At 48.8% G+C, this 18,609-nt stretch carries 20 protein-coding genes (1 of these 20 cut by a window edge); all 20 read left to right on the plus strand.

Annotation, left to right across the window (positions count from 1 at the left end; all coding sequences use genetic code 11):
• Positions 1-48 precede the first annotated feature (48 nt).
• Positions 49-1,143 carry a dipeptide epimerase gene (locus tag FO446_RS01070; protein ID WP_173612459.1) on the plus strand — a complete coding sequence of 365 codons (1,095 nt, stop codon included), beginning with the start codon at positions 49-51 and terminating at the stop codon, positions 1,141-1,143.
• A 1-nt stretch (position 1,144) separates the two neighbouring features.
• Entirely contained in the window at positions 1,145-2,062 is a 918-nt protein-coding gene (locus FO446_RS01075) for a C40 family peptidase (protein ID WP_221869322.1), read from the plus strand.
• A 25-nt stretch (positions 2,063-2,087) separates the two neighbouring features.
• Positions 2,088-3,047, plus strand: a complete 960-nt coding sequence (locus FO446_RS01080) for an ABC transporter ATP-binding protein (protein WP_173612461.1) — start codon at positions 2,088-2,090, stop codon at positions 3,045-3,047.
• A 250-nt stretch (positions 3,048-3,297) separates the two neighbouring features.
• The gene (locus tag FO446_RS01085) at positions 3,298-4,242 is read left to right on the plus strand and encodes a sigma-70 family RNA polymerase sigma factor (protein WP_088910250.1); all 945 of its coding nucleotides are present in this window, start codon (positions 3,298-3,300) and stop codon (positions 4,240-4,242) included.
• A gap of 188 nt (positions 4,243-4,430) precedes the next feature.
• On the plus strand, positions 4,431-5,303 hold the full coding sequence (gene hslO, locus FO446_RS01090) for an Hsp33 family molecular chaperone HslO (RefSeq protein ID WP_173612462.1): 873 nt from the start codon (positions 4,431-4,433) through the stop codon (positions 5,301-5,303).
• Between the two features lie 28 nt (positions 5,304-5,331).
• A complete protein-coding gene (locus tag FO446_RS01095; protein ID WP_232774783.1) occupies positions 5,332-6,234 on the plus strand; it encodes a peptidyl-prolyl cis-trans isomerase in 903 nt (300 codons plus the stop codon).
• Between the two features lie 82 nt (positions 6,235-6,316).
• A complete protein-coding gene (gene cysK / locus FO446_RS01100) occupies positions 6,317-7,249 on the plus strand; it encodes a cysteine synthase A (RefSeq protein WP_173612464.1) in 933 nt (310 codons plus the stop codon).
• A 118-nt stretch (positions 7,250-7,367) separates the two neighbouring features.
• Positions 7,368-8,861: an anthranilate synthase component I family protein gene (locus FO446_RS01105; protein ID WP_232774782.1), complete on the plus strand. Its 1,494-nt coding sequence runs from the start codon at positions 7,368-7,370 to the stop codon at positions 8,859-8,861.
• A 17-nt stretch (positions 8,862-8,878) separates the two neighbouring features.
• Positions 8,879-9,463: an aminodeoxychorismate/anthranilate synthase component II gene (gene pabA / locus FO446_RS01110; protein ID WP_056493388.1), complete on the plus strand. Its 585-nt coding sequence runs from the start codon at positions 8,879-8,881 to the stop codon at positions 9,461-9,463.
• 135 nt (positions 9,464-9,598) lie between these two features.
• Positions 9,599-11,242 carry a PhoX family protein gene (locus FO446_RS01115; RefSeq protein WP_173612466.1) on the plus strand — a complete coding sequence of 548 codons (1,644 nt, stop codon included), beginning with the start codon at positions 9,599-9,601 and terminating at the stop codon, positions 11,240-11,242.
• A 20-nt stretch (positions 11,243-11,262) separates the two neighbouring features.
• Positions 11,263-11,463, plus strand: a complete 201-nt coding sequence (gene tatA / locus FO446_RS01120) for a twin-arginine translocase TatA/TatE family subunit (RefSeq protein WP_017247013.1) — start codon at positions 11,263-11,265, stop codon at positions 11,461-11,463.
• Between the two features lie 69 nt (positions 11,464-11,532).
• Positions 11,533-12,261: a twin-arginine translocase subunit TatC gene (gene tatC / locus FO446_RS01125; protein ID WP_173612467.1), complete on the plus strand. Its 729-nt coding sequence runs from the start codon at positions 11,533-11,535 to the stop codon at positions 12,259-12,261.
• 38 nt (positions 12,262-12,299) lie between these two features.
• Complete coding sequence (gene pabC, locus FO446_RS01130; protein WP_173612468.1) at positions 12,300-13,145, plus strand: aminodeoxychorismate lyase; 846 nt, start codon at positions 12,300-12,302, stop codon at positions 13,143-13,145.
• A gap of 52 nt (positions 13,146-13,197) precedes the next feature.
• Positions 13,198-14,385 carry a dihydropteroate synthase gene (folP, locus tag FO446_RS01135; protein ID WP_173612469.1) on the plus strand — a complete coding sequence of 396 codons (1,188 nt, stop codon included), beginning with the start codon at positions 13,198-13,200 and terminating at the stop codon, positions 14,383-14,385.
• Between the two features lie 3 nt (positions 14,386-14,388).
• Positions 14,389-14,760: a dihydroneopterin aldolase gene (gene folB, locus FO446_RS01140; RefSeq protein ID WP_064203224.1), complete on the plus strand. Its 372-nt coding sequence runs from the start codon at positions 14,389-14,391 to the stop codon at positions 14,758-14,760.
• Complete coding sequence (folK, locus tag FO446_RS01145) at positions 14,757-15,284, plus strand: 2-amino-4-hydroxy-6-hydroxymethyldihydropteridine diphosphokinase (protein ID WP_173612470.1); 528 nt, start codon at positions 14,757-14,759, stop codon at positions 15,282-15,284. The genes folB and folK overlap by 4 nt, the downstream gene beginning before the upstream one ends.
• Positions 15,236-15,445 (plus strand): helix-turn-helix domain-containing protein, encoded by a 210-nt coding sequence (locus FO446_RS01150; protein ID WP_047074774.1) that lies wholly within the window; start codon positions 15,236-15,238, stop codon positions 15,443-15,445. The genes folK and FO446_RS01150 overlap by 49 nt, the downstream gene beginning before the upstream one ends.
• A gap of 70 nt (positions 15,446-15,515) precedes the next feature.
• A complete protein-coding gene (gene dusB, locus FO446_RS01155; protein WP_237899779.1) occupies positions 15,516-16,544 on the plus strand; it encodes a tRNA dihydrouridine synthase DusB in 1,029 nt (342 codons plus the stop codon).
• 217 nt (positions 16,545-16,761) lie between these two features.
• On the plus strand, positions 16,762-17,238 hold the full coding sequence (greA, locus tag FO446_RS01160) for a transcription elongation factor GreA (protein WP_007725265.1): 477 nt from the start codon (positions 16,762-16,764) through the stop codon (positions 17,236-17,238).
• Between the two features lie 102 nt (positions 17,239-17,340).
• Positions 17,341-18,609, plus strand: the 5' portion of a protein-coding gene (lysS, locus tag FO446_RS01165; protein ID WP_016738830.1) for a lysine--tRNA ligase. The gene runs 252 nt beyond the window's last position; the window shows 1,269 of its 1,521 coding nt (coding positions 1-1,269); it begins with the start codon at positions 17,341-17,343; its stop codon lies beyond the right edge, outside the window.

The raw sequence follows: 18,609 nt of genomic DNA on the forward strand, positions 1-18,609 counted from the left end.
AAAACACAACGAAGGAAAGCACGAGTGCTGGAGAAGATGGAGGAAAACATGATTATTCAAGCCATCGAAGTAAAACGAATTTCTGTACCATTGAAAAAGCCTTTTAAAACGGCTTTGCGTACGGTGCATAGTCTGGAATCGATTCTGGTGAAAATCACCTGCGACAACGGTATGGTCGGGTGGGGCGAAGCTTCGGCGACTGTCGTCATTACCGGAGACAGCATCGAGAGCATCGAGTCAGCGATTATGAATACGATGAGACCTCAGCTCATCGGCTTGAATTTGCTTGCCTATGAACGAGTTTTCCAAACCTTGCACCAATCCATGGTAGGAAATACGAGTGCGAAGGCAGCGGTAGACATTGCGTTGTACGACCTTATTTCTCAGCGAGCAGGAATGCCGTTGTATCAATTCCTCGGGGGCTACCGTGACCAATTGGAAACCGATTATACCGTTAGCGTGAACTCCCCGAAGGAAATGGGCGAGGATGCGGCTCTCTACCTCAAGCAAGGCTTTCACGTACTGAAAATCAAGGTCGGCAAGGACAACATCGAGGATGACATTTTACGCATCCAGGAAATTCGCAAATCCGTGGGCAATCAGGTGAAGATTCGTCTTGATGCCAACCAGGGATGGAATGTAAAAGAAGCGGTCCAATCGATTCGCAAAATGGAGGACATGGGTCTTGGCATCGAACTCATTGAGCAGCCTGTAAAAGCGCATGATCTGGAAGGCTTGAAGCGGGTAACAGATTCGGTCGATACGCCAATCATGGCTGACGAGAGTGTGTTTTCACCAGCGCAGGCCCTGCAGGTGTTGCAAAACCGTGCGGCAGACATGATTAATATCAAGCTCATGAAGGCTGGTGGCATTTACAAAGCACAATTGATCAACCAATTGGCTGAAGAGCACGGTATTCCATGTATGGTTGGCAGCATGATCGAATCGCGTTTGGCTGTATCAGCAGCAGCTCATTTTGCGGCCAGCAAGAAAAACATCACCCGCTTTGATTTCGATGCCCCGTTGATGCTTTTGCACGATGGTATAGAAGGTGGCGTAACGTACGAGGGCCGCTTGATGCGCATGCCAGAAGAGTCTGGGCTCGGTATTCGTTCCGTCAGCCTGTGGGAGGGGGAGAACTAAGATGAAATCTGCTATAGTTTCTGTTTCTGTCGCCACTGTGTGGACCAAGCCGGAGTCGCCGCGTGATATTGACCAAGTAGCGCTCCAATCCCCGGTAGATGCACGAAGCTGGCTCGCTTCCCTTACTGTAGAAGAGAAGCTTGGTTTTTACGACAATAACGCGATTCAAACTCAAGCGCTGTATGGTACCCGCGTAGAGGTAGTCGAGGAGCAAGGGGAATGGTCACAAATTCTGATTCCTGATCAGACAACGAACAAAAACGCAACAGGCTATCCCGGCTGGGTACCGTCTCGTCAGCTAGCACCGTGGTCAGATGCTTTTGAGGTACAGCAAGGCCAAAAGCTGGCAATGGTCACGGCGGCGTTTACCCGTCTACATACAGCCGACCAAAAGCCAGACCTGGAGCTTGCGTTTTTGACCAAACTGCCGCTGATTGGGGAAACCGCGGACTGGGTAACGGTAGCGACACCGAACGGTACAGGACTTTTGCCAAAAGCAGACGTCCAAATCGTCAGAGCAAACGAGCCCATCGAGCTTTCCGGTAATCGTGGAGAGGCAATCGTAGAAGCTGGCAAGCGATTCCTCAACCTGCATTATTTATGGGGCGGCATGTCCTCTTACGGGTATGACTGCTCAGGATTTGCGTACAACATGCACCGATCTGTCGGTCTCCAGATCCCGCGTGATGCATCTGATCAGGCAAAAGCCGGACAGCTCGTGGAAAAAGAAGCGTTGCTTCCGGGGGATCTGCTGTTTTTTGCCCATGAAGAGGGGAAAGGCAGAGTTCATCACGTGGGCATTTATATGGGGAATGGTGAAATGATTCATTCTCCGGATTCGCGAAGTGCCATCGAGGTCGTCAAGCTGGATGGCTACAAGCTCGAAAAGGAACATTGCATCTCCAGACGATACTGGTAAACGGATAACGGGGAGGAGTGGCCAGATGCAACGAAAGAAGCTGGTCCAGGTAAAGAGCCTGACAAAAACCTTTACGTTGGGTAAAGGGCTCTCACTTACGGCAGCGGACAATGTTTCCTTCGATATATACGAGGGAGAAACGTTTGGACTGGTAGGGGAATCTGGCTGCGGTAAATCGACCACAGGCCGTACAATTATCGGATTGTATCAACCGACGACAGGTGAGATCATTTTTGACGGGCAAAACGTCCACCAGGCATCATCTGCTGAGCGGAGCAAACTGACACGCCATATGCAAATGATTTTTCAGGACCCATATGCTTCTCTGAACCCCCGAATGAACATAGCGGAAATCATTTCGGAGGGCCTGCATCTAAATGGGCTATATAAAGGGAAGGAACGGATAAAACGAGTGATTGAGCTATTGGAGATGGTTGGTTTGCAAAAAGAGCATGCCAACCGTTTCCCGCACGAGTTCAGTGGTGGTCAGCGACAGCGGATAGGGATTGCGCGGGCACTTGCCGTCAATCCTACCTTCATTATTGCCGATGAGCCGATTTCCGCACTCGATGTTTCGGTTCAGGCACAGGTCGTTAATTTAATGAAGAAATTGCAGCAGGAACAAAAGCTGACGTACTTGTTTATCGCGCATGATTTGGCAATGGTCAAGCACATTAGCGATCGTATTGGCGTCATGTATTTGGGCAATATGGTCGAGATGACTGCCAGTGAAATCCTTTACGAATCACCGAAGCATCCTTACACGCAGGCGTTGTTGTCGGCCATTCCTGTCCCCGATCCCGACTTGGAGAAAAGCCGTGAGCGCACCATTATCGAAGGAGACGTTCCGAGCCCGATCAATCCACCTAGCGGCTGTGTGTTCCGTACGCGCTGTCCGGTAGCCAAAGCAGTATGTGCCGAAAAGAAGCCCATCTGGCAGGAAGTAGACACGAACCACTTCGTCGCCTGTCACTTGTATCAGTAGCCTTTGGTTTTATCAGAAAATTCGACATTGTCTTTTTGCCATCCTTGGTGTTAGGGATGGCTTTTTCTTCATAAACTTTTAACTCTAACCTATGAAAGGGCTTTCATCAACTGTTCTGAGAGGAGAACTGTTAATATTCTGTTAACTGGCAGGAATCGAATGGGTTTTGTCGAAATACGGATACAGTAAAACATTCCGTGACTCACCTACTTCATCGTGATCTTCCATTCCAGAGAAGTGAGGGTTGCATATGACTCTGAGTACCTCCTCGTTCCATTCAACTCCCCGTCGCTGGCGGGAAGTGGAGACACAGTTGGGAATTGTTGTCCCTAGATCGCTTCGATCGGACACTTCTGCTCTACTGTTTTTGGAAAGCGTCGCTGCAACACCCATGTTGGACAAAGAAGAAGAGCTTGCTTGCCTGATTCGCTATCAAAGGGATGGCGATCTTGAAGCACGTGAAACGATTGTGCGCGCCTATTTACGATACGTAGTTAGTACCGCTTTGCGCCATTTGAAAAGAGGGATGCCGTTCCTGGATTTGATTCAGGAGGGCACGATAGGTTTGTTTACCGCGATTGACAAATTTGATGTGGGACGAGGCGTGCGTCTCTATCATTACTCGCACTGGTGGATTTCTCAAGCGATCACCCGTGCCATCAACGACAAAGCAACTTTGATTCGCATTCCTGTCCACATGCATGAGCAGATTCGCCAGTATCAGAAGCAAGTCCTACATCTCGTCCATGCTTTGAACCGGACGCCAGATCGACAGGAGATTGCCGTACTCTTGGATATTCCATTAGAAAAGGTGGAAGCCATTGAACTGGCTCTCATGATGAAGATGGAATCCATCGACGCTGAGCTGGACAGTGAGAAATGGCAGGCTTGGCATGAAGACGAGAGCTTGAGCTACGCAGAAATCATGGATGATGGGTTGTCCTCGCTGGATGACTGGATTGAAAAAGTAGACCTTCGCTCGCAAATGCGCGCAGCGTTGGAGCGACTTAGTCCCCGCGCCCAAGAAATTATCTCCATGCGTTATGGTCTCTATGATGACCAAGTGTATACGCTGGAGGAAGTGGGGAAAATGTTTGGGCTTACCCGCGAGCGTATTCGCCAAATTGAAGCGACGACGATTGACCGATTGCGAACACAAAAAGCTTCGCACGTATTAAAAGATTATTTAACCTAACATAGGATTGGTTATTACGGCCCCTCTTCGTACAGAGGGGTTTTTTCTGTCAGAAATGGTCGAATTGTCAAAGTGTCAGACTCACAGCGGGAGAAGCGTAGTCTTTTTCTCCTTGTGGTAAACTGGTAAGATAGCTTCATGATTTTTTCGCTATTTTAAAGAGGGAGTTCGAAAAGGAGGATCGCTATATGGGCGATTATATGATAAGAGCAACGGGTTTTAATGGGCATGTTCGTGCATTTGCCGCACGCACGACGGAATCTGTCGAAGATATGCGTCGTCGTCACGACATGTGGAATACAGCGACAGCAGCAGCGGGACGTACGCTGACTATTACCTTGATGATGGGGGCTATGTTAAAAGGAAACGAGAGCCTCCATGTCAAAGTAAAAGGAGGCGGACCAATCGGGCAGATTATGGCGGAAGCAAACGCACATGGTGAAGGAATCGCGTATGTATCCAACCCGCACGTCCACTTTGAGCTAAACGAAAAAGGCAAGCTCGATGTAGCGCGTGCAGTGGGAACAGACGGGTTTGTGTACGTAACGAAAGATCTCGGTCTCAAGGAGCCGTATCAAGGCAGTGCGCCAATCGTCTCTGGTGAGATTGGAGAAGACTTCACTTATTATTTTGTGATGTCCGAGCAAACGCCTTCAGCAGTAGGGGTGGGTGTACTGGTGAATCCAGAAGACCGTTCTGTTTTGGCGGCGGGTGGTTTTATTCTTCAGCTGTTGCCAAATACGCCTGAAGAGGTTGTGGCAGCAATTGAAGAGCGTTTGGGACAGCTTCCACAGGTTTCTCGCATGATTGGCGAAGGTTTGACTCCTGAAGAGATTTTGGCCCGCGTCTTGGATGATCCAAAAATCCTGAGCCGCACGGAGATTCAATTTAGCTGCAAATGTACAGCGGATAAGGTTGTTCAGGCACTGATCAGCATGGGACGCGAAGAAATGGAAAGTCTGATTGAGGAACAGGGCGAAGCAGAAGTACACTGTCATTTCTGTAATGAACGTTACCATTATGACAGATCCGCGTTGGAAGACATCCTGAAAGACATGTAAGCGCGGCGTCAAGTAGGGGAGTGTTGGCATGACCAACGTAAAAGGGTTGTGGGCATTCATTGGGGCGCTTGTATTGTTGCTGCTTGCCGTTACCTGGGCATGGTACCAGGCATCAGGCAAGCTGCAGCCTGCCGCCATCGTAGGGGATAAGACGATTAGCAACGACGAGTATGTAACGGCGCTGAAACAAAAGTTCGGTAAGCAAGTGCTAAACGACATGATTAATCGGGAAGTCGTTTTTCAAGAGGCGAAGCGATCCGGCATTACGGTTGATCCGAAGCAGCTGGAGCAAGAGCTTTCCCAGATTCGCGACAGTTACGGCAGTCGGACAGACAGCGAGTTTGAGGCTGCGCTAATCAAACAAGCGGGGACGACCGTGGAAGCCTTGAAGCAGGAGATTTCTTATCAAATCCTGCTGCAAACCCTGGCAACGAAGGACATGACTATCAAGGATGAAGAAGTGCTAAACGTCTACAATAGCCGATCTGACCGTTATACCCGACCGATGCAGATGCGTTTAGGACAAATCGTCGTGGCTTCACAAAAAGAAGCGGAAAAAGTTTTGGCTGATTTGAAAAACGGGGCCGACTTTCAGACGATTGCCAAAGAGCGTTCGATTGATGCAGATACAGCGGCGAGTGGCGGGGATGTAGGCTGGGTTTCCATCAAGGATAATCGATTGCCTGACGAGGCGAAGCCCATCGTAGAAAAGCTGGAGAAAGACAAACATAGCGAAGCGATCAAAATACAGGATCAATACGTCATTTATCAACTGATAGAGCGTAGGGAAGCCAGTCAACGGACGTTTGAAGAGGTAAAAGAGGAGCTGCGCCGAGAAATCGCATTTGCCCAGGTCGAGTCGCTGGATGTCGTGCTGGAGCGATTGCGAAAATCGGTAGGGGTCCAGATTTCTGGGCAAATGCCTCATTGACCAAATAGGCTACCGTTGATATAATTATGTCAATAAATCCTAGCATTTTACTCGGTTATGAAAAATAGGAGGGGCAGAACATATGCGCGTGGCTAATTCCATTACCGATTTGATTGGATTTACTCCGCTTGTAAAGCTAAATCGTGTTGTCACCGAAGATATTGCAGACATTTACTTGAAGCTGGAGTTCTTCAACCCGGGCAGCAGTGTAAAAGACCGAATTGCGTTGTCGATGATTGAGGCAGCAGAGGCAGACGGAAGTCTGAAACCGGGTGATACCATCATTGAACCTACGAGCGGAAATACCGGTATTGGACTCGCGATGGTTGCTGCTGCAAAAGGATATCGTGCTATTCTGGTCATGCCAGAGACGATGAGTATGGAGCGACGCAACCTGTTGCGTGCGTATGGTGCAGAGCTGGTCCTCACACCAGGCAGCGAAGGGATGGGCGGAGCGATTCGCAAAGCGGAAGAGCTGGCAAAAGAAGATAGCTCGTATTTCATTCCGCAACAATTTAAAAACCAGGCAAACCCGGGCATTCATCGTGAGACGACTGCTCGTGAACTGTTGGACCAAGCCAAGGAAATTGGCGGCGTAGATGCGTTTATTTCCGGTATCGGTACAGGCGGAACGATTACGGGTGTAGGGCAGGTTCTTCGTGAACACTATCCGAATGTACAAATCGTGGCTGTTGAGCCTGCGGCTTCGCCGGTTTTGTCTGGCGGCAAACCAGGTCCACATAAGATCCAAGGTATCGGGGCTGGCTTTGTTCCAGAAATTCTCGATACTCAAATTTACGACGAAATCATTAAGGTAGAAAACGAGGACGCTTTTGAAACTGCGCGTCGTGTGGCTCGTCAGGAAGGCATTCTCGGTGGGATTTCTTCTGGAGCAGCGATCCATGCGGCTCTGCAAGTAGCAGCGAAGCTCGGCAAAGGCAAAAAAGTGATCGTTGTCATTCCTTCGAATGGGGAGCGTTATTTGTCCACGCCTCTATATCAGTTCGAAGATTAATTGTAAAAAGATACCGCAAGACCACGGAGCCGCGTTGGCCACGTGGTCTTTTCTTTTTGTATCAGGCAACTATATAATGAACGGATAAATAGTGAAAACCGGAGCGTGAAGAGGAAGAATGTTCCCTACCTTTGCTGATTGTCAGACATATGCCTTATCTTATTCGTTGGTTCCCCTAGCCCTGCGTAGACCGTGGTCTTCGACGATTGATCCGTGGCAGGTGCTCACAAAGCTACAGCCTTCTCTGCAAAATGCTGTCCTGCTGGAAAGTGGACGAGCTGGGCGGTATACCTTTTTGGCATATGAGCCTATCGCTACGCTGCGCAGTCAGCGAGGAGAAACAATCGTTTCGTACCCAGAAGGAAAAATTGAAAGCATAGATACTCACAACCCATTGAATGCTTTGCGGGAGCTGCTATCTCGTTACCGTACGCCTGCGCTTCCAAGTATGCCGGATTTTTCCGGAGGGGCCGTAGGTTATATCAGCTATGAGATGAACCGCTTTTTTGAGCCCAGCTTGCCACAGATAGCGACTGACGACTTACAGTTGCCAGACCTGTATGTTATGATAATGCAAGACCTTCTTGTCTTTGATCATGAGACCCGAGAGATCATTTGCCTGACGCATTTGAACGCTGACAATTTGACCGAAGAGAGCTATCGACAAGCAGCACTCCAGCTGGAAAAACGTATGGACTCGATCGCTTCATTGGCAATGGAGCGCGATGAGACAGATTGGGAAGCTTTGCGCAAAAGACCGCTTGCCAAGCTAGTGCCAGCGTCCGTATCCTTTGCCAAAGACCAATTCGAGGATGCCGTTCGTCGGGTGCAGGAGTACATCGCCCAAGGGGATGTTTTTCAGGTCAATCTGTCGGTACGGCAGAGCAAGCCAGTGCAGGTGACTGCCCCAGAAGTGTACGATGTGCTTCGCAAGCTGAATCCGTCTCCTTATATGGGCTATCTGAGCTTCCCTGAATTTCAATTGGTTAGTGCCTCGCCAGAGCTACTTGTAAAGGTAAAAGGCAAGGAAGTCCATACGCGTCCAATCGCCGGTACACGTCCGCGTGGAGTAACGGACGAGCAAGACGATGCGTTGGCACGTGAGCTGATTGATAATGAAAAGGAACGAGCAGAGCATGTCATGCTGGTTGATCTGGAACGCAATGACATGGGCCGCGTCTGTCGCTTTGGCAGTGTGGAGGTCAGCGAATTCATGGTCGTGGAGAAATATTCCCACGTCATGCATATCGTCTCTCACGTCAAAGGAGAGCTGGCAGCAGGCAAGGATGCGCTTGATGCGATCGAAGCGACTTTTCCGGGAGGAACGATCACCGGAGCGCCAAAAGTTCGCACGATGGAAATCATCGAAGAGCTGGAGCCAGTCAAGCGAGGCGTCTATACGGGATCAATCGGCTGGTTTGGTTTCAATGGTGATATCGAGGTCAACATTGCCATCCGCACCATGGTGATCAAGGATGGCGTAGCTCATGTGCAGGCTGGAGCGGGTATCGTGATTGATTCGGTTCCAGAGGCAGAGTACGCCGAGTCGTTGAAAAAGGCAGAAGCGTTGTGGAAAGCGCTTGAGTTGAGCGAGCAGAGAACGATGAGTTGAGAGGAGACGAGTGTACGATGATTTTGATGATTGATAACTACGATTCCTTTACCTACAATTTGGTGCAGTATGTGGGAGAGCTTGGGGAAGAACTCCAAGTGTATCGCAATGACAAAATTACACTGGAAGAAATCGAGCGATTGGCACCTGATTATTTGATGGTGTCTCCAGGGCCGTGCACACCAAATGAAGCGGGGATCAGCATGGATGCGATCCGCCATTTTGCCGGAAAAATTCCGATTTTGGGTGTTTGTTTGGGCCATCAGTCCATTGGGCAAGTGTTTGGCGGAAAAGTCATTCGGGCCGAGCGCTTGATGCACGGAAAAACCTCTGAGGTTTTCCATGATGGCAAAACGATCTTTCAGGACATCCCTTCTCCTTTTACAGCGGCACGCTATCATTCTTTGATTATTGAGGAAGCGTCCATTCCGAGTGAGCTGGAAGTAACCGCCCGGACAGCCGAAGGAGAAATCATGGCTGTGCGCCATCGGGAGTACCCAATTGAGGGCGTCCAGTTCCACCCTGAATCGATTATTACCGAGCACGGCAAGCAATTGCTGAAAAACTTCCTTACCGCATACGCGCGTCACACGACAGGTTGACACATAGATATGACAGGAAAACCGCCTTTTTCGAGGGCGGTTTTTTATTTACATACTCTTTATATAACATTCATGGTTCCTCGATATACGGCTTGTACAATGAAACCGAAGAAGGCAAAAAAGGAGAGATAGTAAATGGATGTAAATCGTCGACAGTTTTTGACTTATCTCGGTGTAGGGACAGCGGCGTTGGCTTCGGTAGCAACAGGAATTCCTGCCCTGGCGGCTGGCGGTACCCTATCAGGAAAAACGGCCGATCATCTGTTTGGTCTCGATACAAAGAAGCATAACTTCAATCCGAAATTCAAAGAAATTCATCCGACTACAAAAGACGATGTTGTACTGCCGGACGGTTTTAAATACGATGTAGTGGCTTCCTATGGCGATAAGATCAATGCGGCAGGAGATACCTTCGGGTTCAACAACGACTTCACCTGTTTCCTGCCAATCGAAGGCAAGTCCGATCATGGCCTCTTGTGGGTAAATCACGAATATTTAGGTGAGTTGGAATATTACGTAAACGGTTATGACTATCTGAATGCTGATTCTGAAGACAACAAACGTACCCCTGCACAAATCGAAAAATATTTGTATGCACTTGGCGGTTCCATTATTGAAATCAAAAATGAAAATGGCACATGGAAGCTTGTTTCCGATTCCAAATATGGTCGTCGGGTAAGCGGGCTGACCAAGCATGTGCTGACGGGTCCAGCAGCTTCCATTGCTAAAGAAGTAACCGGAACATTTGCGAACTGCTCCGGCGGCGTGACGATGTGGAATACAATTCTTTCCTGCGAGGAAAACTACATGGACGTCGTCGGTGATTGCAAGCTGCCTGAAGCCGAGCACTATGGCTGGGTTGTTGAGGTAGATCCATTTGATCCGAAATCGACTCCGAAGAAGCATACAGCATTGGGCAGATTCTCCCACGAAAACACGGCAATGGTTCTGGCTCCGTCTGGACAACTGGTCGTCTACATGGGGGATGATGCGAAAGACCAATACGTGTATAAGTATGTATCCAAAGGTAAGTACGATCCAAAGGCGGGGAAAAGCAATTCCAAGCTGCTTGAAGAGGGTACATTGTACGTTGCCAACTTCGGTAAGGGTAAATGGATTCCGTTGGATTTCGCAACAAATGAAGCACTGAAAAAAGCAGTCGATGCAGATGGCAAACCGATGTTTGCTTCTCAGGCTGACGTGCTTCTCAACTGCCGAGATGCATCCAAAGCAGTAGGGGCTACCCCGATGGATCGCCCAGAAGACCTGGAAGTTCATCCGATTGATGGTTCCGTCTTCATTGCCTTGACCAACAACGACAAGCATGGCAACTTCTACGGACAAATCGTTCGCCTGTTCGAGAATGACAACAACCATGCAGGTTTGGAGTTTACGTTTGAGATTTTTGCAGCAGGTGGACCACAAAGCGGTTTTGCGGCGCCAGACAACATGGCTTTCGACAGCGCGGGTAACCTATGGGTCGTGACAGACATCTCGTCCTCGTCGATGAACAGCGGCATTTATAAATCCTTTGGAAACAATGGTGTGTTTTTCATTCCAACAACGGGTAACAGCAAGGGAGAAGCCGCACAATTCGCGTCTGCACCAGTAGGCGCTGAAATGACAGGTCCTTGGTTTACCCCTGATGAAAAAACACTGTTCCTGGCGGTGCAGCATCCAGGTGAAAACCTGAAGTCGTATGACAAGCCAACCAGCCACTGGCCTAAAGGCGGAAATGCAGTAGCCATGCCGAGCGTGATTGCTATTACAGGTTTCTAGGACAAGGAGTGTAACAGATTATGCTGTCGAGCATCGGTATTCCTGGATTAATTCTGATCCTGATCATTGCTTTGGTGATTTTCGGGCCGAGTAAACTGCCAGAGATCGGTCGTGCTTTTGGACGAACCTTGACCGAATTTAAAACCGCAGCAAAAGATTTGACCAAAGACGATGATGAAAAAGAGAAGGCTCCAGAAGAAGCGTTGAAACGAATTAACTAATCCGGCCTGAGTGAAGGCGGTGCGTACACGAGACGCACTGCCTTTTTCCGCGCATGAGGAGGAGTTCGAGTGAGCAAAGAGATGCCTATACTTGAGCATGTGACAGACCTGCGCCGCAGAATTTTGATTGTGCTGTCCGTTCTTGTTGTCAGTATGGTTATCTGCTTTTTATTTGTGGATCATATTTATTTGGCGTTAGCGAATCATTCAGGGGAAAAGCTGGCGATCCTTGGGCCGGGAGATATCCTGTCGATCTATGTAAAGCTGGCCGCAGTCGGTGCGCTTGCGATTACAATCCCGGTTGCCGCTTATCAAGTTTGGCGCTTTGTGGTGCCCGCATTGGAAGAAAGAGAGCGAAAAGTGGCGCTCATGTATATTCCGGCTCTGTTCCTGCTGTTTATTTTCGGGCTTTCCTTCGCCTACTTTGTGCTATTTCCGATGATGTACAAATTTGTGTTGGGTTTATCCAACGGGAATTTTGAACTGGTCATTACAGCGAACGATTACTTCACCTTTATGCTCAATCTTTGCCTGCCGTTTGGGTTGCTTTTTGAACTGCCGGTTGTCGTTTTGTTTTTGAGCCATTTGGGGATTCTCAACCCGCATCGCTTGGCTAAAATACGCAAACCCGCCTATTTGGTGCTCGCGATTATCTCGATTACTATTACGCCGCCTGATTTCCTCTCCGATATTATGGTAATTGTGCCACTTATCGTTTTGTATGAAATCTCCATTACTATCTCGCGTTTCGTACACGGCAAACGCTCGGAGGAAACGGAACTTTCTTCGGAAGTGTGATATGATGCTCTCGACTATATTATCGGGAGAGAGCGCAGATGCACGTTTATGCTAACGGGACGATTTGTCCGGCTCATGAGGCTACAGTATCGATATTGGATCACGGGTTTTTGTACGGTATTGGTTTGTTTGAAACCTTACGTGTATACGACCGCAAGCTATTTCTATGGGATGCTCATTACGCCCGGCTTTGTTCCGGGCTTTTTGCGTTGCAGATTCAACCTGCTTGGACAAGGGAAGAGCTGGCGGAAGCCATTTTGATGACCATCGATGCAAACGAGTTGCGTGATGCTTACGTCCGCTTGAGTATTACGGCTGGCGCAGAAGGGGTGGGCTTGGTAGCAGAGGGCTACGAGCGTCCGTCCTTATTTGTATTTGCCAAACCTGTAGCACCTCTGGCAGTACCTCCCATGCCAAAACGGTTGCAGACATTGGCGTTGGCTAGACAGACAGCAGAAGGCCAGCAGCGCTTTAAATCGCACAATTACTTAAACAATGCTCTTGCACGCCAAGAACTCGGTGCCCGTCCCGATGTGGAAGGTCTGTTTTTGACGCATGATGGCTTCGTGGCGGAAGGAATTGTGAGCAATGTGTTCTGGGTCAAGAACGGCCAGTTGTTTACCCCTTCTATTGATACGGGCATTCTAGATGGTGTGACGCGGCGACATGTTTTGGCTTTGGCACAGCAATTATCGATACCTGTCGAAGAAGGTCGATATCGCTTGGAAGAGCTGCTCAATGCCGATGAAGTCTTTACGACAAATTCCGTGCAAGAGATTGTTCCGATTACTGAAATTGACGGGCATTCCGTCCCTTCGACATATGGTACATATTCGTGCGAACTGCACCGCGCCTACCGTCAGTCTGTAGCGGCTAGCGAGTAAATTATGGTATGCTACTATTCAATGTGCGAAGACGGAAAAAGGGAGTTTGATCATGAAATACAATTCATTTCGAATCCATGCTGCGACCTTCGCTGAGATGGTTTCGGAGCTTGTCAAAAGGGGAGTTCCTGTTCCTGAAGCCGAACGCATGACGGAAGCGGGGACGAGCCTGAAGATTCACACGGAAAACATGAGTGGGGCAACAGCACAGAGTGTGAGAGAGATTATGCACTCTTTCGATGCGGAAGCTGTTATCTCAGACCAACCAGGTACTGCCGACAAAAAATACGTGCTGCTGTTGGCTTCTCACAAGAAGATGGATTTGGCGTTGGATTATATGAAAACCCAAACAGAAGAACTACGAGCGTTGGCGGCAGAGGTACGGGAAGTTTTAGCGATGCCTGCCAAGCTTCGTGCGCGGCGCGAGCTGAACTGTGGCCAGTATGTCCTGCCATTGGGAGAGCGTACGCTAGTCATGGGTATTTTGAATGTGACGCCTGATTCATTTTCGGATGGCGGCCGTTATGTCGATGTGGAGGCAGCACTTGCACAAGCGCGTGCAATGGTTGAGGCTGGAGCTGACCTGATTGATATCGGGGGAGAATCGACACGTCCGGGGTCGGAAGCAGTCGATGAGGCGACGGAGCTGGAAAGAGTGCTGCCAGTCATTCGGATGCTTTCGCAGGAATTGTCTGTTCCGCTGTCCATTGACACATACAAAGCGGCGGTTGCAGAACGGGCTATTTTGGAAGGGGCACATATCATCAATGATGTATGGGGAGCGAAGCGTGACCCGCGGATGGGAGAGGTAGCTGCTCGTCTCGATGTGCCCATTATCCTGATGCACAACCGCGAAGACACGGACTATCACGACTTTTTCCCAAACTATATCAAAGACCTGCGTGAGTCCGTACAGATCGCTTTGCAGGCAGGGGTAAAGCAGGAGCGAATCATCCTCGATCCGGGGATTGGGTTTGTAAGGACTGTCGAGCAAAATCTCGAAACGATGCGCAGGCTGGATGATCTGGTAGGGCTGGGCTATCCCGTTCTACTTGCTACTTCACGCAAGCGGATGATTGGTCATGTTCTCGACTTGCCTGTAGATGAACGTGTCGAAGGTACGGCAGCGACGGTTGCTCTCGGGGCGGCAAAAGGCTGTCATATGGTACGGGTGCATGATGTCAAAGAAATGAAGCGCGTTACGAAGATGATGGACGCGATGCTAAAAGGGGGCATTTAAACCTTGGATAAAATCTACTTCAATGGCATGTCATTTTACGGATATCACGGTGTGTTTGGAGCAGAGGCTGAACTGGGCCAACGGTTTTATGTCGATTTGGAGCTATCGCTCGATTTATCCAAAGCCGGAGCGAGTGACGATCTTCACGATACAGTCAATTACGCCGATATCTTTACTTGTGTGCAAAAAATTGTCGAGGGTGAACGATTTCATCTGGTAGAAAAACTGACCGCTGTGATAGCAGAACGTCTACTGGAGCAATTCCCTTTGCATGAAGTCAAAGCAAAAGTGACCAAGCCGAATCCGCCGATCAATGGGCATTATGAGTCGGTTGCGATTGAGATGATCCGTAGAAGAGAGGATTTTGCTTCATGACAGTTGCGTATTTGGCGCTAGGCTCCAATCTCGGGGATCGGGCACAGAACTTGCTCCGGGCGATACAGAGATTGAACGAGCAACCTGGAATTCGCGTGCTTCGTGTCTCCTCTGTTTATGAGACCGATCCATTTGGCTACGTCGAACAAGACGCATTTCTGAATATGGCGATCGCTGTGGAAACAGATCAGACCCCGGATCAGCTTTTAGAGACGGCATTGTCAGTAGAGCGAGAGCTGGGACGTGTGCGAACGATTCGATGGGGACCGCGCACGATAGATATTGACTTACTGTTGTACGGGACATCTCGTGTTTCGCAAGACAATCTCATGATTCCTCATCCCGGGCTGAGCGAGCGTGCTTTTGTACTCGTGCCGCTTCGAGACGTTTGGGAAGGCGGCGTTTTACCTGAGCATAACCAGACCATTGATCATTATCTTTCCTTATTGGTAGAAGATCACAAGGGGGTACGTGAGTGGGGAGCAATCAACTGGGAAATCGAATCCGGTCCTTCCGAAAGCTAAAAGGGTATACACAGCAGTCCCTTTCGGAAAAGATGGGAGTGTCATTGTCTTTTGTTGGATCACTAGAGAGAGGAACTCGTACGCCAACAGAGCCTGTATTACGGAAGATCGCCAGCACTTTACAGGTAGACTACGATGAATTATGTGCTATAAATAAGTGATGTAATGAAGTTTGGATAGGATTGTCCTCTCCAAGACCCCGACTAAGCGGGAATAAGGAGGCGAATATAGATGAAAATCGGCAATATTGAATTAAAGAACAACGTAGTTCTCGCTCCAATGGCAGGTGTTTGTAATCCTGCTTTTCGTCTGATTGCCAAGGAGTTCGGTACTGGATTGGTTTGCGCCGAGATGGTAAGCGACAAGGGCATTGTGCACGGAAACAAAAAAACGATAGATATGCTATTTGTCGACGAACGCGAAAAACCACTAAGTTTGCAGATTTTTGGTGGAGACAAGGAAACCTTGGTGAGTGCGGCGAAATATGTAGACCAACATACGAACGCGGATATCATTGATATCAACATGGGCTGTCCTGTGCCGAAAATTACGAGCTGTGATGCAGGTGCGCGTCTGTTGCTCGATCCTGATAAAATCTACGAAGTCGTATCTTCTGTGGTCGATGCGGTCGACAAGCCGGTTACCGTGAAGATGAGATTGGGCTGGGACGAAGATCATCTGTACGTACTGGATAATGCCAAGGCAGTAGAACGTGCAGGCGGCAAAGCGATCGCTGTTCATGGACGCACCCGCGTACAAATGTACAAAGGGAAAGCGGACTGGGACTGGATCCGTCGGGTGAAGGAAACCGTTTCGATTCCGGTGATCGGAAACGGCGATGTGGCTACTCCTGAGGATGCGAGACGCATGCTGGATACAACGGGATGCGATGGTGTTATGATTGGGCGGGCTGCGCTCGGAAATCCGTGGATGCTGTATCGCACCATTCAATACCTGACGACGGGAGAGCTGGGTCCAGAGCCAACCGCACGTGAAAAGATGAATATTTGTTTATTGCATGCAGAGCGTTTAATCGCGCTGAAGGGTCCGAGAGTGGGAGTCCTTGAGATGCGCAAGCACGCGGCGTATTACTTGAAAGGCTTGAAGGGCTCGACGCACACGAAAAATCTCGTGAATGCGGTTGAGACAGAAGAGGAGCTTCGCAGCGTCCTCATGAACTTTGTTGACTGGATTGAAAACTACGCAGGTGACAGCGAAGAACCGCTGGAACCAGCAAGTGATGAGGCTGTCAGCTACTAAAACTGGTGGTTCATTCCAGACATTGACAAGGGTTCCTTCATATCCTATAATACTCCGTAATATTGGGTGCCGAGCTGCCAGTCCTCACTGGCAGCTTTACCTTTGAACCTCACAGACGATTGCATTCTGCTGTATATTGTATAGAACATCTACATATAATCCTTTGTACTTTACCCAGTATAAATGGAATCATTTTTTAAAACGGGGGAATTGAACCATGTCTGAAAAAGAAGTCATCCTTACACCAGAAGGTTTAACAAAGCTGGAACAAGAGCTTGAAGATTTGAAAACGGTTAAACGTAAGGAAGTAGCTGCTCGTATTAAAGAAGCGATTAGCTTTGGAGATATCAGTGAGAACTCTGAATACGAAGAAGCAAAGAATGAGCAAGCGTTCATCGAAGGTCGCATTCTGACCCTGGAAAAAATGCTGCGCAATGCCCGCATCATCACAAATGAAGATGTTGATACAGGTGTTGTAAGTGTTGGTTCCCGCGTGAAGCTGAAAGACCTAGAGTTCGGTGATGTTATGGATTACACGATTGTGGGTTCTGCTGAATCCGATCCGATGAACAACAAGATTTCCAACGAATCCCCGGTAGGTCAAGCGCTCCTCGGCAAAGCAAAAGGCGCGATTGTTGACGTCAACGTACCGGCTGGAGTCATTCAGTACGAGATTCTTGATATTAACCTGTAAGCAGTCGATCTATGGCGTACCTTTTGCGAGGTACGCCGTATCGCTATTATAAAAGTCTGTACAAAATTGTTAATGCAGGCATTTTCTAGAGGAGTGAGCAAAATGGCAAACGAGCAAGACCTTCAGCAAGAAGAACAGCAACAGGAAGGGCTCCACGAGCTTCTTCAAGTGCGTCACGACAAAATGAATCAATTGCGTGAGTGGGGCTTTGATCCGTTCGGTAAAAAATTCGAGCAAACGCATCACGCTGCAGATATAACAAAAGCTTTTAGCGAAAAGAGCAAGGAAGATCTGGAAGCGGAAGAGAATGTGGTTACGATTGCAGGCCGCCTGATGGCGAAACGTGGAATGGGTAAGGCGAGCTTTGCTCAACTGCTGGATCGTTCCGGTCAAATTCAAATCTACGTCCGTCAGGATACTGTTGGCGAAGAGCTAAGCAAAGTATTTGATTTGGCTGATATCGGTGACATGATCGGTGTAACTGGTGTTGTTTTCAAAACAAAAACCGGCGAGCTCAGTGTAAAGGCAAAGGAACTATCCTACCTGACGAAATCACTGCGTCCACTGCCTGAGAAATACCATGGTCTCAAAGATATCGAGACTCGCTACCGTAAGCGTTATGTGGATTTGATTGTGAATCCAGAAGTTCGCGATACGTTCATTACGCGGAGCCGCATTCTGACTTCGATGCGTCGTTATTTGGACAACCTGGGCTATCTGGAAGTAGAAACACCTACACTCCATGCGATTGCTGGCGGTGCATCTGCACGTCCATTTATCACGCACCACAATGCGTTGGATATGCAGCTGTATATGCGTATTGCAATTGAGCTGCACTTGAAACGACTGATTGTCGGTGGCTTGGAAAAGGTGTATGAGATCGGTCGCGTATACCGCAATGAAGGGATCTCTACTCGTCACAACCCTGAGTTCACGATGATTGAGCTGTACGAAGCATATGCGGACTACCAAGATATCATGAGCCTGACTGAAGAAATGGTTGCTCATATCGCACAGGAAGTATTGGGCACCATGAAAATTCAGTACCAAGGCAATGAGATTGACCTGACACCAAAATGGCGTCGTGTACACATGGTCGATTTGATTAAGGAAAATCTCGGCGTCGATTTCTGGAAGGAAATGAGCGACGATGAAGCGCGTGCTCTGGCAAAAGAGCATGGCGTATCCGTTGAGCCTCACCATACGTTCGGACATGTAGTGAATGAATTCTTTGAGCAAAAGCTGGAGCATACACTGATTCAACCTACATTTGTTTACGGTCATCCTGTGGCGATTTCGCCATTGGCGAAGAAAAATGACCAGGATCCGCGATTCACGGATCGTTTTGAGTTATTTATCGTAGCTCGTGAG

The organism is Brevibacillus brevis (assembly GCF_022026395.1).
GTDB lineage: Bacteria > Bacillota > Bacilli > Brevibacillales > Brevibacillaceae > Brevibacillus.

Excerpts from the sequence above, each read along its gene's own strand:
- dusB (WP_237899779.1), top strand. The coding sequence starts at position 15,516 with ATGAAAATCGGCAATATTGAATTAAAGAACAACGTAGTTCTCGCTCCA.
- FO446_RS01085 (WP_088910250.1), top strand. The coding sequence starts at position 3,298 with ATGACTCTGAGTACCTCCTCGTTCCATTCAACTCCCCGTCGCTGGCGG.
- folP (WP_173612469.1), top strand. The coding sequence starts at position 13,198 with ATGAAATACAATTCATTTCGAATCCATGCTGCGACCTTCGCTGAGATG.
- cysK (WP_173612464.1), top strand. The coding sequence starts at position 6,317 with ATGCGCGTGGCTAATTCCATTACCGATTTGATTGGATTTACTCCGCTT.
- pabA (WP_056493388.1), top strand. The coding sequence starts at position 8,879 with ATGATTTTGATGATTGATAACTACGATTCCTTTACCTACAATTTGGTG.
- FO446_RS01080 (WP_173612461.1), top strand. The coding sequence starts at position 2,088 with ATGCAACGAAAGAAGCTGGTCCAGGTAAAGAGCCTGACAAAAACCTTT.
- FO446_RS01095 (WP_232774783.1), top strand. The coding sequence starts at position 5,332 with ATGACCAACGTAAAAGGGTTGTGGGCATTCATTGGGGCGCTTGTATTG.
- greA (WP_007725265.1), top strand. The coding sequence starts at position 16,762 with ATGTCTGAAAAAGAAGTCATCCTTACACCAGAAGGTTTAACAAAGCTG.
- pabC (WP_173612468.1), top strand. The coding sequence starts at position 12,300 with ATGCACGTTTATGCTAACGGGACGATTTGTCCGGCTCATGAGGCTACA.
- hslO (WP_173612462.1), top strand. The coding sequence starts at position 4,431 with ATGGGCGATTATATGATAAGAGCAACGGGTTTTAATGGGCATGTTCGT.
- tatA (WP_017247013.1), top strand. The coding sequence starts at position 11,263 with ATGCTGTCGAGCATCGGTATTCCTGGATTAATTCTGATCCTGATCATT.
- FO446_RS01105 (WP_232774782.1), top strand. The coding sequence starts at position 7,368 with ATGTTCCCTACCTTTGCTGATTGTCAGACATATGCCTTATCTTATTCG.
- FO446_RS01075 (WP_221869322.1), top strand. The coding sequence starts at position 1,145 with ATGAAATCTGCTATAGTTTCTGTTTCTGTCGCCACTGTGTGGACCAAG.
- folK (WP_173612470.1), top strand. The coding sequence starts at position 14,757 with ATGACAGTTGCGTATTTGGCGCTAGGCTCCAATCTCGGGGATCGGGCA.
- FO446_RS01070 (WP_173612459.1), top strand. The coding sequence starts at position 49 with ATGATTATTCAAGCCATCGAAGTAAAACGAATTTCTGTACCATTGAAA.
- FO446_RS01115 (WP_173612466.1), top strand. The coding sequence starts at position 9,599 with ATGGATGTAAATCGTCGACAGTTTTTGACTTATCTCGGTGTAGGGACA.